Origin of the sequence: Pseudomonas syringae group sp. J254-4 (assembly GCF_032586855.1) — a bacterium.
GTDB lineage: Bacteria > Pseudomonadota > Gammaproteobacteria > Pseudomonadales > Pseudomonadaceae > Aquipseudomonas > Aquipseudomonas amygdali.
Genome location: NZ_JAWHOO010000010.1, coordinates 1 through 16,299, shown reverse-complemented (window position 1 = coordinate 16,299; position 16,299 = coordinate 1). Strand labels below are relative to the sequence as shown.

At 59.4% G+C, this 16,299-nt stretch carries 11 protein-coding genes and 1 pseudogene; 8 read left to right on the top strand and 4 right to left on the bottom strand.

Annotation, left to right across the window (positions count from 1 at the left end):
* Positions 1-46 precede the first annotated feature (46 nt).
* Both RYB09_RS27220 and mapR read right to left on the bottom strand, forming a co-directional pair.
* A complete protein-coding gene (locus RYB09_RS27220) occupies positions 47-232 on the bottom strand; it encodes a hypothetical protein (protein WP_371217819.1) in 186 nt (61 codons plus the stop codon).
* A 68-nt stretch (positions 233-300) separates the two neighbouring features.
* The gene (mapR, locus tag RYB09_RS13795) at positions 301-1,710 is read right to left on the bottom strand and encodes a GntR family transcriptional regulator MpaR (RefSeq protein WP_316888946.1); all 1,410 of its coding nucleotides are present in this window, start codon (positions 1,708-1,710) and stop codon (positions 301-303) included.
* A gap of 390 nt (positions 1,711-2,100) precedes the next feature.
* On the opposite strand from mapR, the gene RYB09_RS13790 reads away from it, so the two are divergent.
* Positions 2,101-3,588 carry a SulP family inorganic anion transporter gene (locus RYB09_RS13790; protein WP_316888944.1) on the top strand — a complete coding sequence of 496 codons (1,488 nt, stop codon included), beginning with the start codon at positions 2,101-2,103 and terminating at the stop codon, positions 3,586-3,588.
* A 23-nt stretch (positions 3,589-3,611) separates the two neighbouring features.
* Here the strand turns inward: RYB09_RS13790 and RYB09_RS13785 are convergent, their stop codons facing one another.
* Positions 3,612-4,787, bottom strand: coding sequence for a sensor histidine kinase (locus tag RYB09_RS13785; protein ID WP_316888942.1), 1,176 nt, complete (start codon positions 4,785-4,787; stop codon positions 3,612-3,614).
* Between the two features lie 5 nt (positions 4,788-4,792).
* A complete protein-coding gene (locus tag RYB09_RS13780) occupies positions 4,793-5,482 on the bottom strand; it encodes a response regulator (RefSeq protein ID WP_004665612.1) in 690 nt (229 codons plus the stop codon).
* 98 nt (positions 5,483-5,580) lie between these two features.
* Between RYB09_RS13780 and RYB09_RS13775 the strand changes: the two genes are divergently transcribed.
* The 7 genes and pseudogenes from RYB09_RS13775 to RYB09_RS13745 form a co-directional block, all read left to right on the top strand.
* Entirely contained in the window at positions 5,581-7,053 is a 1,473-nt protein-coding gene (locus tag RYB09_RS13775; protein WP_316888940.1) for an efflux transporter outer membrane subunit, read from the top strand.
* Between the two features lie 19 nt (positions 7,054-7,072).
* Positions 7,073-7,924, top strand: a complete 852-nt coding sequence (locus RYB09_RS13770; protein WP_054098728.1) for a MipA/OmpV family protein — start codon at positions 7,073-7,075, stop codon at positions 7,922-7,924.
* A gap of 82 nt (positions 7,925-8,006) precedes the next feature.
* On the top strand, positions 8,007-9,074 hold the full coding sequence (locus tag RYB09_RS13765; RefSeq protein ID WP_316888937.1) for an efflux RND transporter periplasmic adaptor subunit: 1,068 nt from the start codon (positions 8,007-8,009) through the stop codon (positions 9,072-9,074).
* Positions 9,071-12,124, top strand: coding sequence for an efflux RND transporter permease subunit (locus RYB09_RS13760; protein WP_316888935.1), 3,054 nt, complete (start codon positions 9,071-9,073; stop codon positions 12,122-12,124). The genes RYB09_RS13765 and RYB09_RS13760 overlap by 4 nt, the downstream gene beginning before the upstream one ends.
* Before the next feature lie 73 nt (positions 12,125-12,197).
* Complete coding sequence (locus RYB09_RS13755) at positions 12,198-13,439, top strand: M20/M25/M40 family metallo-hydrolase (protein ID WP_058401868.1); 1,242 nt, start codon at positions 12,198-12,200, stop codon at positions 13,437-13,439.
* A gap of 698 nt (positions 13,440-14,137) precedes the next feature.
* Positions 14,138-15,847: a ShlB/FhaC/HecB family hemolysin secretion/activation protein gene (locus RYB09_RS13750; RefSeq protein ID WP_316888932.1), complete on the top strand. Its 1,710-nt coding sequence runs from the start codon at positions 14,138-14,140 to the stop codon at positions 15,845-15,847.
* Between the two features lie 39 nt (positions 15,848-15,886).
* A pseudogene (locus RYB09_RS13745) lies at positions 15,887-16,299 on the top strand (filamentous hemagglutinin); the annotation flags it as partial.

The following is a 16,299-nucleotide window of genomic DNA, read 5'->3' as shown; positions in this document are numbered from 1 at the left end:
CGTGTGTATAACCGTGAGCGATGAGTATCACGGCGATAATCAATGCTCAATACGGCGAAATAGTCCCCAGCAAACCCACCGCTATCGCCAGCAACAAAAAACCTATCAATGAAAGTCCGAGCTTGCCCATGAGCGTCTCCTGCTGATCGATCTGTCTGTAACGAGTTGCAGGTTCCGGCTTCTGACGGTTTCCTGCGCGTTTTAATGCGTGGCCATTATCCTGCGCAGGCAGATTCTGGTACAGATTCAGAAACAGCTTAAAAATACGGATCAGTTGTGCGTGGGCCGAACGTAAACACTTCAGAACGACGCGATGATTCGTCCAAGCATCGCCATGGCCTGCTCGCTACGTTCATCCCAGGGCGTGCCGTAGTTCAGGCGTGCGCAGTTCTTGAAGCGCTGCGAGGCCGAGAAGATCGGGCCGGGTGCCAGGCTGATGCCTTGGGCCAGGGCCATCTGGAACACCTGCAGCGAGTCCACTTGCTCGGGGAATTCGAACCACAGAAAGTACCCGCCAGCGGGGCGGGTGACGCGTGTCGCTGCCGGGAAATAACGAGCGGCAGCGGCCAGCATCGCGCCTTGTTGCAGTTCGAGGGTGTCGCGCAATTTGCGCAGGTGGCGGTCGTAGCCGCCATGTTTGAGGTAGTCGGCAATCGCTGCCTGGGCGGGGACAGAGGGTGAAATGGTGGTCATCAGTTTCAGCCGATTGATCTGTTCGGTATAACGCCCGCCTGCCACCCAGCCGACACGGTAGCCAGGCGCGAGGGTCTTGGAAAACGAGCTGCAGTGCATCACCAGTCCGCTGCGATCCAGGCTTTTGACCGGGTGAGGCGCCTTGGCGCCGTAATACAGTTCGGCGTACACATCGTCCTCGATCAACGGGATTTGATGCTGTTCCAACAGGTCGTAGAGCCTGATCCTGTTTTCCTGAGTCATGCTCGCGCCCAATGGGTTCTGAAAGCTGCTCATGAACCAGCAAGCCTTGATCGACAGGCGTGTCAGGCTTTCCTGCAGCGAATCGAGGTCCACCCCGTCACGCGGATGCACGGGGATTTCGACGGCTTTCAGCTTCAGACGCTCCAGCACTTGAAGGCAGGCATAGAACGCCGGAGCTTCGATGGCGACCAGGTCGCCGGGCTCGGTGACGCACTGCAGGCACAGATTCAGGGCTTCCATCGCGCCGTTGGTGATCACCAGTTCGTCGGCGGGCAGGCGCACGCCGCTGATCATGTAGCGCAGAGCAATCTGTCGGCGCAGTTCGGAGTTCCCGGTGGTCATGTCGCTGACAATGCCCGCTGGCGTCATCGCCCGCACCGCTGAAGACATCGACTTGGCCAGGCGCGGCAATGGGTAAAGGTGCGGGCTGGGAAATGCCGAGCCGAAAGGGACGGTGTCCGGGTTCTTGAGCGAGCCAAGCACGGAAAAAATCAGGTCGCTGACGCCCAGTTCGGTGCCTTCGCTGGTGTGCCTGACCAGTTCAGGCTCGGTCAGCGCATTGGCAGCATGCTCGCGCACGTAATACCCGGAGCGTGCGCGAGCCTGAATCAGGCCTTTGTCTTCCAGCAGGTAATACGCTTTGAAGACGGTGGCGGGGCTCACCGAATAGGTGCGACTGGCAACCCTGACGGAGGGCACTTTCTCACCGGCGGGCAACACGCCGCTGCGAATCATTTCCGAAATGTCGGCGGCGAATTTTTCGTAGCGTTTCATAGAAGGCATCGGGGCAAATAATGCCTGCATCATGAGTGAAAACTGCCCTTGCAAACAGGAGCAAGTTATCCTGGAAAAAGCATATCAGCTGCGCGGTGTCGCTGTCGGGCTAGCCTCTGCGTCTTGAAACCCTTAAACGGATGGGGCTATGATAATTGCGTCCTGCGATCCATCGAAGGAATCACTCTTGTCCCGTTCCAGCTGGCTGCCTACGCCGCCTTAGCGCTTCGCCCCCTCGCCACACCCTGACTGCCACTGACTGCGGTCACCCGTTGCTGTGTCCGTTTGACGGTCGCCGCCACCTCCATCACTACTCATTCGAAAACCGATGCACACGTACGTCCGGCATTCGCTGCCGCGCGTCCCGCTGTGTTCGACACAGGTATTTCCATGCTCGAAAAAATAAAAGCTACGTGGTTTTCCAGCGTCCGGGCCGATGTTCTGGCCGGGCTTGTCGTCGCACTGGCCCTGATTCCAGAGGCCATTGCGTTCTCCATCATCACGGGGGTAGACCCGAAAGTCGGGCTTTACGCCTCGTTCTGTATCTGTGTGGTCATTGCTTTCGTGGGCGGCCGCCCGGCGATGATTTCCGCCGCCACAGGTGCGATGGCACTGCTGATGGTGAACCTGGTGAAAGAGCACGGTCTTCAGTATTTGCTGGCGGCCACTTTGTTGTGCGGCGTGTTGCAGATTATCGCCGGGTACTTGCGCCTCGGAGAGCTGATGCGCTTTGTTTCACGATCGGTGGTGACCGGCTTTGTGAACGCGCTGGCGATTCTGATTTTCATGGCCCAACTGCCAGAACTGACCCATGCGACCTGGCCGGTCTATGCCATGACGGCGGCGGGCCTGGCAATTATCTATCTGTTCCCGCGCGTGCCGTTGCTGGGAAAGCTGCTGCCTTCGCCGCTGGTGTGCATTCTGGTGCTCACCGCAATTTCCATTTACATGGGGCTTGATGTACGAACCGTGGGTGACATGGGCGCAATGCCCGACAGTCTGCCGACCTTCATGTGGCCGGACGTCGCGCTCAATCTCGACACACTGCTGATCATTCTGCCGTATTCCGCCGCGCTGGCCGTGGTGGGCCTGCTGGAGTCGATGATGACCGCGACCATCGTCGATGACCTGACTGATACCACCAGTGACCGAAACCGTGAGTGCAAAGGGCAGGGCATTGCCAATATCGCCACGGGTCTGATCGGCGGCATGGCTGGCTGCGCCATGATCGGCCAGTCGATGATCAACGTGAAGTCTGGCGGCAGAACACGTCTTTCAACCCTCAGCGCAGGTTTACTGCTGTTGATCATGATGCTGTTTCTGGGCGAATGGCTGGCGCGTATTCCGATGGTGGCGCTGGTGGCGGTGATGATCATGGTATCGATCAGTACCTTCAGTTGGGGATCGATCCGCAACCTCAAGGAATACCCGCTCTCGACCAACATCGTGATGGTGGTCACCGTGGTGGTGGTCGTGGCGACCCATAACCTTGCCTATGGTGTGCTGGTCGGTTCTCTGCTTGCCTCGATGTTCTTTGCCAGCAAGATCGCTCACTTCCTCGATGTCACGTCGCATCGTGATCCCTTCCACAGCCATCGCACCTACTACGTGACCGGCCAGGTATTCTTCGCCTCCGCTGACCGTTTCATGGCCTCATTCGACCTGCGCGAAAGCCTCGAGACACTGGTCATCGATCTGCGCGAGGCGCATTTTTGGGACATCACCGCTGTGGCCGCATTGGACAAGGTGGTTTTGAAACTGAGAAAGGCGGGCATCAGCGTCGACGTTATCGGTATGAACCGGGCGACGGCCACGCTGGTGGACCGCTTTGGCGTGCACGACAAACCGGACGCTATCGATTCGTTGATGGGGCATTGATCCGCAGGTTCGGGTCAGCAGGGTCAGGCCGGGATTTCCAGGCGGATCACCGACCCGCCGCCAGGCCTGTTGCGCACCCCGATAGTGCCGTCATGCTCGAGGCAAATAGCCCGGGCGATGGACAGGCCAAGGCCGCTGCCTCCCGAATAGCGTGCCCGCGAACGTTCGGCGCGCCAGAAACGGTCGAACACCTGCTCGAGGTTTTCCGAGCCGAAGCCGGGCCCGCGGTCGGAGACGGTCAGTTCCATGCTCCGTGCGCGGGCCCTGCCGACAATCAGCAGTTCTCCGCCCATCGCCGAATAGCGCAGCGCATTATCGACGAGAATATTGACCACCTGGCCGATCCGGTCACGGTCGGCGGTGACGGTCAGTCGTTGGGGGATGTCGATGGTCACGACAACGCCCGCTTCATCGAGCTGTGCGGCAAACCAGCTCAGGCGTTCGGCCACCAGTTTCTCAAGGGAAAATACCGTCTTGTCCAGGGTCAGCTGGCCAGCGCTGGCCAGTGAGAGAAGGTGCAGATCGCTCACCAGTTTGTTCAACTGGTTGAGCTGGCGGTGGACCATTTCCAGTTGTGCCAGATCGCGCGGGAACACTTCATCGATCATGCCCTGAATGCGCCCCATGGCCGCGTTCAGTGGCGTGCGCAGTTCATGGGCGATCATCGCGCTGGACTCGCTGACCTCCAGTTCGTAACGGCCTAGCTGGGTGGTCATGGTGTTGAAGTCGCTGACCAGCGCCTGTAGCTCGTCCGGGTCTTTGTCGCTCATGGGCAGGCGCGTCTTGAAGTCACCCTGGGCGACCTGACGCGCGCCCTTGGCAATCGAAGAGAACTGGCTGGAAAGCGGGCGGGAGAACAGAAAGCCGAAAAAGATGATGATCGGGATGGCCATCATCACCAGCGCTGCCAATACCCACCACTCCTTGTTGGCGATGCCCGGCAGCAGGTTTTCAATCGGGTAATACTCGAAGAACAACTCGCGAAGCTTGACCATGCCCATGGCAGGTTCGGCCTGCAACCTCACGAACTCCGTGCGCACATCGGCTGGCATTGCCTGCAATGTGAGCCAGTCAGACACCGTGACGTGCAGCCACATGCAGAACGCGATCACGATGACCGCACCGACTGCCAGCATGCTCATGCGCATGCCGACCCAGTGCCATAAAGGTTTCTGCCGGTGTCTGAAAAAACGTCGCATGAGGCTCACCTGAATCGATAGCCGACAGAGCGGACTGTCACCAGCACATTATCCACGCCGTGAATTTCGAGTTTGCGACGCAGATTGTGCACGTGCGCATCGACAACCCTGGCCAGCGCCTCGCTGTCGGGCAGGCAGATTTCCAGCAATTCTTCGCGGGTGAAGGCTTTGGAGGGTGTTTTCAGCAAGGTCGAAAGGATCTTGAACTCGGTGGGTGTCAGGTCGAGCAGTGTGTCTGTGCCGTCGTGTCCTTCAATGATGGCGGTGACTGCATTCAGGTCCACCAGCAGGTTCTGGTAACGCAAATGGCGGTCATTACTGGCGTTCTGCTGGGAGCGGCGCAGCACCGCGTGCACACGGGCCACCACTTCCTTGGGGTTGTAGGGCTTGACCACGTAATCGTCAGCCCCGTAGCGCAATGCGCCGAGCTTTTCCGGTTCGTCGCCCATGGCCGTGACCATGATTACCGGTGTGTCGCTGCAACGGCGTACCGCCGACAGCACGTCCGTACCACTGACCAGCGGCAGCATGACGTCCAGCAGAATCAGGTCGGGTTTCCACTGGCGATGCATATCGATACCGCGCTGCCCGTTTTCGGCCAGCCCTACGCTGAACCCGTCACGACGTAGATAAGCCTCGAGAATGCTGGCGCTGTCGGCATCGTCTTCGACGATCAGAATGCGTTTTCCTGACACAAGAATGCCTCTTGATCAAATCTTGATAATTCACGAACGGTTTATTGAAAGTCGACGTTCAGGATTGCGTCCAGAGCCCACTGTCGCGGACAGATCCTATGCTGATGAGTACACCGCTGTCCAAGCGTATCCGCAACCTCGGATGCTGTTGCCTGGCTATGCTGCTGAGCCTGATTTTTTCGGGTTGCTCGTTGATTCCCGAGTATCAGCGCCCGGCCTTGCCGGTTCCTGCAGACCAGTTGTCTGCTGTCGTCCCGGCCGGTGATGCGTCCATTGCCATCGCGCTGACCGCTGACGAAGAGGCGCTGGCTGCCGAGCTGTCGCCAAAGGGTGAACTGCGGGTTCTGCTGCAATCAGCCCTGACGTTCAACCGCGATTTCCGCGTGGCGGTGCTGAGAGTGGATGAAGCCAGGGCGATGCGCGGCATAACCCGTGCCGATCGTTTCCCGACGATTGCCGCAGGTGTCCAGCGTAACCGCCAGCACTTCGATAATGCGGCTGCCGATGAGCGTTATGGTCAGGACATTTCCATAGCATCGGTGGGCGTCTCGGACTTTGAGCTGGATTTTTTTGGGCGCGTGCGCAGCCTGTCCGAGGCCGCGCGGCATGATTATCTGGCCAGCACGTATGGCCAGCAGGCGGCGCGCAGTGCGCTGGTTGCCGAAGTGGCTCGCGCCTGGCTGGCCGAGCGTCTTGCCGCCGCCGTGCAGCAGGATGCGCAGACCGTTCATGACGCCCGGCTGATGCTGGTAAAGGCGGCCGAAGAGCAGCAGCGCCAGGGTGCCATTTCACTCGACGATCTGATGGCGCAGCGCCTTGAAACCTTGACTGCACAGCAGCAGGTACAGGATGCGCTAAGCGATCACGCGAACGCTTCCCAGGCTTTGCTGCTGCTCACCGGCTACTCGGCAGTATTGCCAGCCACCACGCCGGAAACGCCAGCGCTGACCGCCGCGCTGGTCGAGACACCGGCCTGGCTGTCGAATCTGCCGTCTCAGCGTCTGCTTGAGCGTTTTGATATTCGTCAGCGCGAAGAAGCACTCAAGGCCAGCAACGCCAATATCGGAGCCGCCCGTGCTGCATTCTTTCCGTCCATAAAACTCAGTACCAGCGTAGGCCTGCAAAGCGACAGTCTGCGCACGCTGTTCAGCAATGGCAGCGGTACCTGGCTGTTCTCACCGCAACTGAACCTGCCGTTGTTCGACGGCGGGCGTAATCAGGCCAACCTGGATCTGGCGCATGTGCGCCAGCAGATCGCGGTCGCCGAGTATGAAAAAGCCGTTCAGAACGCCTTCCGTGAAATGGCCGGTGTGCTGACCCGTCGTCAGCAGGCCCTGGGCCATGTTCGCAACGAGATCGAGCGCGTCGCGCTGGTGCAGGAAAAAGTGCGCCGCCTGTCTTTCGAGCTCAATGCCGGTGCTGCCGAACGCACGGCATTGCTGGGCTCCACCATCCGTATCGCCGAAGCCGATGCAGCCGGTCGCAAGTCACTCGATGAGCTGCAGCAAAACCGAATCGACCTGTTTCGAGTGCTTCGCGGCGCAGAACCGACAACCCCACCTCAATCCTGAATGAAACCGGAGTATTACCATGAGTCCTGAAATCGTTCGTCCTCATGTTCGTCCTGCACTGCTCAAGCCTGCGCTAGGCGTGTTGATCGCCTCAGTGGCCATGACACTGGTCGGTCAGGCCTTTGCTCAGGACAGCGCGTCCACGCAAAGCCAGTCCATTCTCGGCGACAGGTTCAACGTCAATTTCGGCCTCGGTATGGCCGTGCTGCCGCGCTACATGGGGGCCGATGAATACCGCAGTCAGGTGTTGCCGATGCTCACCGTCCAGCGCGGCATCTTTTTTGCGGATACCGCGCGGGGAGTGGGGCTGCAATGGCAGTCGGATTCCGGGTTCGGGGCCAGCGCAGCGCTCAACTACGATTTCGGCCGTACCGAGAAAAACAGTACAAACCGCCCTGGTTCCAATGAGCTCATAGGGATGGGCACCGTCAAGGGTGCAACGGTTGGCGACTTCATGATCTCTCAACAGCTCACACCGTGGTTGTCGGCCAGTGCCGAGGCCGAACTGCGTGTGGCCGGTGAAAAGCGTGGCAATCGTTACCGCTTGGGTTTTGAGGGCATCGCCTACCACAGCCAGACCGATACGGTGACGCTGGATATCGATGCGCATGCCGGTGACGGCCGTTACAACCAGACCTACTTCGGTGTAAGCCCGATCCAGAGCCAGCGCACCGGCTTTTCCAGATTCACGGCAGACAGCGGGATTTACGCGTACTCGGCTGCGCTCGCCTGGCAGCACACCTTTGATGCCCACTGGTCAACCGTTGCAAGCGTCGGGGTGACTCACTACACCGATCAGACCCGCGGCAGCCCGCTGGTCGAGACCGATGCCGAAGGCAGCGGTTTGATTGCCTTGAACTACGCCTTCTAAAGGGGTGAAGCCTGCCATGCGATTACATCCCGATGGGTTTCCTGATCTACAGCGATGTGTTTTACACGCTTGCAGTATCGTAATGATCGCCCTGATGGTCAGTGGGTGCAGCGATAAGCATACGGCCGGCGTCTCGGCCATCCGTGCCGTCAAGGTTGAAGCTGCACGGGCAGGAGAGGGAACCACGGTGCGCTTTATCGGCACCGTTCGGCAGCAGGAGCGCGCCAGTCTGGCGTTTGAATCGGCAGGCACCCTGACAGAACTGCGGGTCGACATTGGCGATGCCGTTGAAAAGGATCAGGTGCTCGCCAGCATTGACCGACAGCCTGCGCAGTTGCGTCTGCAAGAGGCGCAGGCCAGCTTGCGCCTGGCCAGAGCGCAGGCGGTTGAACGTGAGCTTAATTATCAGCGTCAGAAGCGTCTGCTCGCGGCAGGCAGTGTCGCCCAGAGTGTGGTTGAGTCAGCCCTGGCATCCAGTGAACAGGCCAAGGCCGAGCAGGTCCGGGCCCAGGCCGAACAGGCTCTGGCCCATCGCGAGCTGGACCGCACCCGTTTGATCGCACCCTTTGCCGGGCGAGTAGTCGCACGGCATGCACAGCCGCGCATCGTGTTGCCCGTCGGGCAAGTGGTGCTGGACATCGAATCCGCTGCCGGGCAGGAGGTGGTGGCTGCTGTTCCGCTGGCGCTTGCCGAAACGCTCAAACCTGGTGACCTGGCCAGAGCCTCAAGCACGGCAGACGGCACTTCAGGGTTTGATCTGGCACTTGAAGGCATCTCACCCCGTGCCGATGACGGGCTGGTCAGAACGGCTGTGTTTCGTGTGCTGCGACCTGCCAGTAGATTGCCCAGCGGCGTCACGCTGCTGGTGCAGATGCATCCCGATACCGGCACACAGCCTTTGTCGGTCCCGGTCCAGGCGTTGTGGATGGGCACCGGCAGCAACGCCGCCGAGGTCTTTGTTTACCAGCCAGGCGGAACAGTCGCCATCCGCTCGGTTTCGCTGGGTACGGTTAAAGATGGCCGGGCGTTGATCGCCAGCGGCCTGGCTGTCGGGGAGCGAGTGGTCACTGCCGGCGCTGCTTTCCTGCAGGACGGCGAGACCGTCACTCTGTTTCAGCCTGGAACACGTTTGACCGGGGGCACGCAATGAGTCTTACCTACCGCGCAATGAGCGCGAGCCGCCTGACCCTGTTTGCGGCCTTCCTGATTTTGCTCGCCGGTGTCGCGACCTTTTTGGGGTTTCCGTCGCAGGAAGAACCTTCGGTGACGGTTCGCGACGCACTGGTCAGCGTATCCCTGCCAGGACTCTCCACCGAGCGGACGGAAGAGCTGCTTGCCAGGCCACTCGAAGAGCGGATCCGTGAACTGGCCGAGATCAAGAACATTGTCACCACGGTCCAGCCAGGCCGGGTGATTGTGCAAGTCACGGCGTATGACTCCATCAAGGACCTGGGGCTGCTGTGGCAACGACTCCGGGCGAAGGTCAGCGAAACGAACGGTGTTTTCCCGGCCGGCACCCAAGGGCCCTTTGTGGACGATGATTTCGGTCGCGTGGCAGTGGCTTCCGTTGCGTTGACGGCGCCGGGTTTTACCATGAGCGAGATGCGTGCGCCGATAAAACGCCTGCGCAATCAGCTTTATGAGCTCAAGGGTGTCGATCAGGTCGAGCTGTGTGGCCTGCAGGACGAGCGAATCTACCTCGACTTCGATCACCAGACACTGGCGGCAGCCGGGCTTTCGCCGCAGCAGTTGCTCCAGCAATTGCAAAACCGCAACCTGATCGCGCCGGGAGGCAACCCGGTCATCGGGCAACAGAGCACCACGCTCTCGGTCAGCGGCGAGGTGCTGTCGCTGGATCAGCTTCGTCAGTTTCCCGTGCAGTTGCCCGGCGGGCAGATGGTAGCGTTGCATGACCTGACCCGAATATCGGTGAGCCCTGTCGACCCGCCGGAAACCGAAGCGATCTATCAAGGGCAGGATGCTGTGGTGCTGGCCGTTTCGATGCAGCCCGGGCTCAATGTCCAGACGTTCGGTGCCGCTCTGCGCAAAAAGCTCGGTGAGCTGGAACAACAACTTCCAGCGGGTTTTACCCTGCACATCGTGACGTTTCAGTCCAGCGTGGTTCAGCACGAAATGAACAAGATGTATCACGTCATGGCCGAAACGGTCGTTATCGTGATGTGTGTGGTCATGCTGTTTCTGGGCTGGCGTACCGGCCTGGTGGTCGGGGTGATTGTGCCCCTGACCATCCTGAGTACATTGCTGGTCATGCGCTCGCTGGGGATAGAACTGCAGACGGTGTCGATTGCCGCGATCATCCTGGCCCTCGGGCTGCTGGTGGACAATGGCATTGTCATCGCCGAGGACATCGAGCGGCGTCTGCACGCCGGGGAGGACCGACGGCGGGCCTGTGAGGAAGCCGGGCGTACGTTGATGATCCCCTTGCTGACTTCGTCACTGGTCATTGTGCTGGCGTTTTCGCCGTTCTTTCTGGGGCAGACCAGCACTAACGAATACCTGCGTTCGCTGGCGATTGTGCTCGCCACCACGCTGATCAGCTCGTGGCTGCTCAGCATCACCGTGACGCCCCTGTTATGCTTTTACTTCGCCAAGGCACCGGCAGTCTCAGGTGCGACTGACAACGCCGATGAGTATGCATCGGTGTTCTATCGAGGCTATCGAAAAGTCATCGAGAGTCTGCTGAATCACTCCTTGATCTTCATCACCAGCATGCTGGGATTGCTGACGGTTGCGGTCGTTGTGCTGACCCAGGTGCCCTACGACTTTCTGCCCAAGTCCGACCGCATGCAGTTCCAGATTCCGCTGGTGCTGGAGCCCGGCAGCAGCTCGCGTGCCACGTCTCAGGCCGTGCGCGATATCAGTCAGTGGCTGAGCAGCGATCAGGACGTCAAACACAGCATCGGCTATGTCGCCAATGGCGGGCCGAGAATTGTTCTGGGGCTCAATCCGCCTTTGCCCGCACCGAATATTGCCTACTTCACGGTCAGCGTGCGCGACGGTGCCAACCTCGATGCAGTCATTGAGCGAACCCGGCACTTCATCCTGACCCAGCACCCTGAAGTTGAAGCGCAGCCCAAGCGGTTTTCCATGGGCACCACCGAAGCCGGGATTGCGGTCTACCGGGTCATTGGCCCTGACGAAAAAGTGCTGCGAAATATTGCCCGCAAAATCGAGCAAGCCTTGTCGGCGTTGCCCGGAACCCTGGACGTACATGATGACTGGCGTACCCGGCTGCTGCGTTATGACGTAGTCGTCGATCAGTACAAGGCGCTGCATGCCGGTGTTTCCACTCAGGACATCGCTCAGGCCCTGCAACTGAGGAACACCGGGCTGTCTGTGTCATCGCTGCAGGATGGTGAAACGGCTGTGGCGATTGTGGCTCGTGAGCAGGGCACACCGATTACGCCTGCCAATGATCTGGACAGTACGTTGATTTACCCGGCTTCCGGGGCGGCACCGCTGATGTTGTCCGCCATCGCGACGGTCGAGCCCCAGGCCGAGGCATCGACCATTCAGCGCCGCAATCTGGAGCGTGCGATCACTGTGGTCGGACACAACCCGTCGTTGACCGCCACCTCGATCATTGAGCATCTGGCGCCACAGATTGCGACGCTAAACATGCCAGCGGGGTATCGCATCGAACTGGGTGGCGAAATAGAGGATTCGGCCGAAGCCAACCAGGCGCTTCTGCAGTACATGCCGCACGCGCTGGTGGCGATGCTGTTGTTGTTCGTGTGGCAGTTCAATTCGTTTCGCAAGCTGCTGATCGTCATCTCCAGTGTGCCCTTTGTGCTCATCGGCGTGTCGTTGGCGCTGGTGCTCACCGGATACCCGTTCGGCTTCATGGCGACGTTCGGGCTGCTGTCGCTGGCCGGGATTATTGTCAACAACGCGGTGCTATTGCTCGAACGCATCGAGGTTGAGCGCGGGCACGGGCTGTCTGTTCGTGAGGCGGTGGTCAACGCAGCGATCAAGCGTTTGCGGCCGATCGTGATGACCAAACTGACCTGCATCATCGGCTTGGTCCCACTGATGCTTTTTGCCGGCCCGCTCTGGGAGGGTATGGCAATCACTATCATGGGCGGGCTGGCGTTGGGCACACTGGTGACGCTGGGCTTGATCCCGATTCTGTATGGGCTGCTGTTTGACACGTTCGAACGCTGGCGTACCGCGAGTTGACTCATGACGGCCGGTGCTTGTGTAAGGTATGGTCCTGAAAACCTCGACGAAATGAACACAAGGACGGAACAACATGCGCTCATTCTCCCGCTCGCCACTGGCCGCTCATCTCGCCCTGGCACTTGCGTTGACAGCTCTGGCACCAGCGGCCATGGCCGAACCGCACAAGGCGATTCAGGCCGATGCCGAGCAATACAAGGACGAAGCCTTGCAGCTGCTGGAGCGTCTGGTGAACATCGATTCAGGCTCCGGGTATGTACCGGGCCTGACCAAAGTCAGTGATATCGCGATTGAGGAACTGAAAAAGCTCGGTGCCACTATCGAGCTCGTTCCGAATACGCCCGAGGCCAGCAATCATGTAGTCGCTACCCTGAAAGGCACCGGCAAGGCGAAGATTCTGCTGATGGCACACATGGACACCGTGTTCAAGGAAGGCTCTGCGGCCGAGCGTCCGTTTCATATCAAGGATGGTCGTGCCTATGGCCCTGGTGTGATGGATGACAAGGGCGGCATTGTGGCGGCCATCTACGCATTGAAGGTTCTGCACAACCTGAAATTCACTGACTACGCGCAGATCACGGTGTTGCTCGACGCCAGCGAAGAAACCGGTTCAGGTGTCGCTACCGAGCTGATCAAGAAAACCGCGAAGGAGCATGACGTGACGCTCAACCTGGAGCCGGGTCGTCCTGCCGATGGTCTGGTGGTGTGGCGCAAGGGGTCTGCGACGGCACTGGTCGAAGTCAAGGGCAAAGCCTCGCACGCGGGCGTTGCGCCGGAACTGGGGCGTAACGCTGCCACCGAGGTTGCGCATCAGATCCTGCAACTCGGCAAACTGGGCGATGAGGAGAAGAAGACCACCGTCAACTTTACCGTGCTCAAGGCGGGTGACCGCACCAACGTGATTCCTGATCAGGCCAGCGCCAAGGCCGATGTGCGTGCCGCCGTGCCGGAAGAGTTCGACCGCGTCGAGCAGGACCTGGCCAGGGTGTCGGCCAACAAACTGGTGCCTGACACCGAGGTCAAGACCAGTCTGGTCCGTGGCTTGCCGCCAATGCCGCAGACGCCGCAGTCCGATGCTTTGGTCGCGATGGCACAGGGCATCTACGGTGAGCTGGGGCGCACCCTGACCATCGAGAGCAGCGGCGGGGCGGCTGATTCAAGTTTGTCTGCCAGCGTAGGAACGCCAACACTGGATGGTTTTGGCATCGTCGGTGGCAACATCCATACGCCTGAAGAGTACGCCGAGGTGGGCAGTGTGGCGCCACGGATCTACCTGCTGTCGCGGATGATCATGAAGTTGTCCGGGCAACAGTGACTCGAAAAGCCTCTCGCGCAGGGTAATGAGAAGTGTTTTCCGCACGCTTCTCGTTCCTCGCGCTCCGCATTGGAACAATAAGCAGTTAGATTGTGTATAACGAGGAGCGCAAGGCACGGGAGGCTTTAGAGTCCATAACGCGCTTTTAAACAGATACAAGACTGCAGCGCCCCCGATAGTGCATACAACGGGAGGCGGCTGGAATAGCGGTTCATTGTCGGGTATTTGCCGACAACTAGTTGTTATGACCCATCCCGTGTTTACTCATGCGCCACATTGCAGGGTTTGACCGATAACCTGCAGCCTCTTTATTTACACCTTAGCGATACAGAAAGACCGTCGTTGCGGCTCCAGAGCCTTGGAGGATCAGCGTGCTTTCACCTATTTGCTTTAAACCATGGCCATTTTATCAGTGCGTCCGCTGCCTTGGCGCGAGGCGGTTTTCGTGTGCTAGCCGATTAGCATTTCTGCATATATTTAATTATGACCTTAATGCTATGCCGAAAAGATACGCTGTCGCCTATCAAAACTAAGCACACGATCCTTTGATGCGGGCTAGAGGTCGGTACTGTCAAAATCAATTTCAAAAAAAGTTCAACAAATCGGATACAGGGTCGATACAAATATTTGACGTCATGATGATGGCGTTCTAATATTGCCCACCTTTTGATATCAATATGCTACTGCAAGGACGCACCGTGTACCCTCATGCTCCCAGAGTGGCCCTGCTGCTCATGCTCGCCATTGCGCCGTTCCCCTTGCTTGCAGCCAGCCCTCCCGCCAGTTTGCCAGGCGAACAAGACCTCATTCGTGATCGTCAGGACCGCTTGCTCGAAGAGCAACGCCGTCGTCTTGAAGACCTCAAGGACCTGCCGGGCAAACAAGCTGCACCCGCGGTACCAGGCGCGCCTGCTGACACCCGCTGCTTCACCATTCAGCGTATAGAGCTCAAGGGCGCTGATTCACTGTCGCCCGCCGAGCGTGATGAGCTGATCGCGCCGTATCAAGGCAATTGCCTTGGCGTCGCCCAGCTCAACGAGTTGCTGAAAGTCATCACCGATCATTACCTTGAAAAAGGCCTGGTGACGACTCGCGCCTATCTGCCGCAACAGGACCTGTCTACAGGCGACCTGCAAGTGCTGGTCATTGAAGGCAAGCTGGAGCATCTGCGTGGCGATGCTGCCAGCGGTCTGTCGGCGCGTGAGCTGGCCATGACCTTTCCCGGCAAGGAGGGCGAGATGGTCAACCTGCGCGAAATCGAGCAGATGGTCGATCAGCTCAACCGTCTGCCGTCCAACCAGGCGCAGATGGAACTGACCCCCGGCCAGGTCGTCGGCGGCAGCGATGTGGTGGTCAAGAACACTCCGCAAAAACCGTGGCGAGCCAACCTGTCGCGTACCAACGAGGGGCAACGCAGCACCGGTGAGCAACAATGGAACGCCGGGCTTGAATGGGACAATCCGCTGGGGCTGGCCGATCAGTTCAGCCTGCGCGGCGGCCACGACGCGATCAGCGACCGGCAGAAAGCCTCGCGCAATGCCTCGCTTGCCTACAGTTTGCCCTTGGGCTGGTGGACATTCAGCTATCTGTACAACACCAGCGAATACCGCTCGGTGGCCCAGGCCTCGAACATCAACTTCAAGCAGGACGGCGACAGCCAGAACCACCAGTTCAAGGCCGAGCGGGTCGTGTACCGCGACGCGCTGAGCAAGACCTCGCTCAATGCCGGTTTGTCCTACCTGCGCACCAACAATTATGTAGAAGACAGCAAACTGGCGCTCAGCAGCAACCGCATCACCGAGGCGCAGTTCGGCATCAACCACGGTCGACGGGTCGGTTCGGCGTTCATCAACATCGACCTGGGCATGCAGCAGGGCATCGGCGCGCTGGATGCGCAGGGTAGCCATGATCCTGGCCCGGGCCAGGCCGATGCGCGTTATCGCAAATACACCGGCACCCTTAGCTACCTGCACCCTTTTCAGCTGTGGGGCGAGAACCTGAGCTTCACCAGCCTGGCCACCGGGCAGCGCAGCGAAGATGTGTTGTTCAGCTCGCAACGTACCAGCCTGGGCGGGTCGTCGTCGGTGCGCGGTTACAAGGATGAGTTTCTGTCTGGCGACAGCGGTGGCTACTGGCGCAATGAAGTACGCCTGACCCGCCCGGTCACGCTGGACTGGCTGCGCCCGGTGTTCGCCGAATATGGCGCTGCTGCCGGTTACGACCAGGGCGTGATCCGCAACGACCGTTACAACGGCGACCAGCATGGTCGCTTGTCGAGCAACTCGTTCGAGCTGTTTACCCGAGGTCAGCACGTTGCTGCCTCAGTGACGTTCGCTCATTCCCTGGAACGTCCCGATGTGATCGAGCGCGAAGCGCCGATCTATTTCCGTATGGACTTTTTCCTCTAACCACACCGTATTCAACCTACTTGTTCCGAGGTCATTTACATGGACGTTCACCAACTGGCTCTGCTTGCTCGTCAGCCTTCTGCTGTGCTGATTGAGCGCCAGTCCTTTTGGGGAATGCCCAAACGCGGCCTCGCGCTGATTCTGGCCAATGCCCTGTTCTGGCAGCCATTGCTGGTTCAGGCCGAAGGCATCGTGGTCAGCGGGCCTAATACCAGCCTGAGCCAAGCCGGTAATGGCGTGCCCATCGTCAACATTGCCACGCCCAATGCCAGCGGCCTGTCGCACAACCAGTTCCAGCAGTACAACGTCGACAGTCAGGGCGTCATCCTCAACAACTCCACGAACCAGACCCAGAGCACCCAACTGGGCGGCATCATCGTTGGCAACTCCAACCTGCGCGGCACGGCCGCTACCACCATTCTTAACGAAGTAGTCGGGGCCAACGCCAGCCA

Bases quoted from the DNA above. Each gene is read 5' to 3' on its own strand.
- mapR (WP_316888946.1), bottom strand. From the start codon at position 1,710: ATGAAACGCTACGAAAAATTCGCCGCCGACATTTCGGAAATGATTCGC.
- RYB09_RS13790 (WP_316888944.1), top strand. From the start codon at position 2,101: ATGCTCGAAAAAATAAAAGCTACGTGGTTTTCCAGCGTCCGGGCCGAT.
- RYB09_RS13785 (WP_316888942.1), bottom strand. From the start codon at position 4,787: ATGCGACGTTTTTTCAGACACCGGCAGAAACCTTTATGGCACTGGGTC.
- RYB09_RS13775 (WP_316888940.1), top strand. From the start codon at position 5,581: ATGCTGATGAGTACACCGCTGTCCAAGCGTATCCGCAACCTCGGATGC.
- RYB09_RS13770 (WP_054098728.1), top strand. From the start codon at position 7,073: ATGAGTCCTGAAATCGTTCGTCCTCATGTTCGTCCTGCACTGCTCAAG.
- RYB09_RS13765 (WP_316888937.1), top strand. From the start codon at position 8,007: ATGATCGCCCTGATGGTCAGTGGGTGCAGCGATAAGCATACGGCCGGC.
- RYB09_RS13760 (WP_316888935.1), top strand. From the start codon at position 9,071: ATGAGTCTTACCTACCGCGCAATGAGCGCGAGCCGCCTGACCCTGTTT.
- RYB09_RS13755 (WP_058401868.1), top strand. From the start codon at position 12,198: ATGCGCTCATTCTCCCGCTCGCCACTGGCCGCTCATCTCGCCCTGGCA.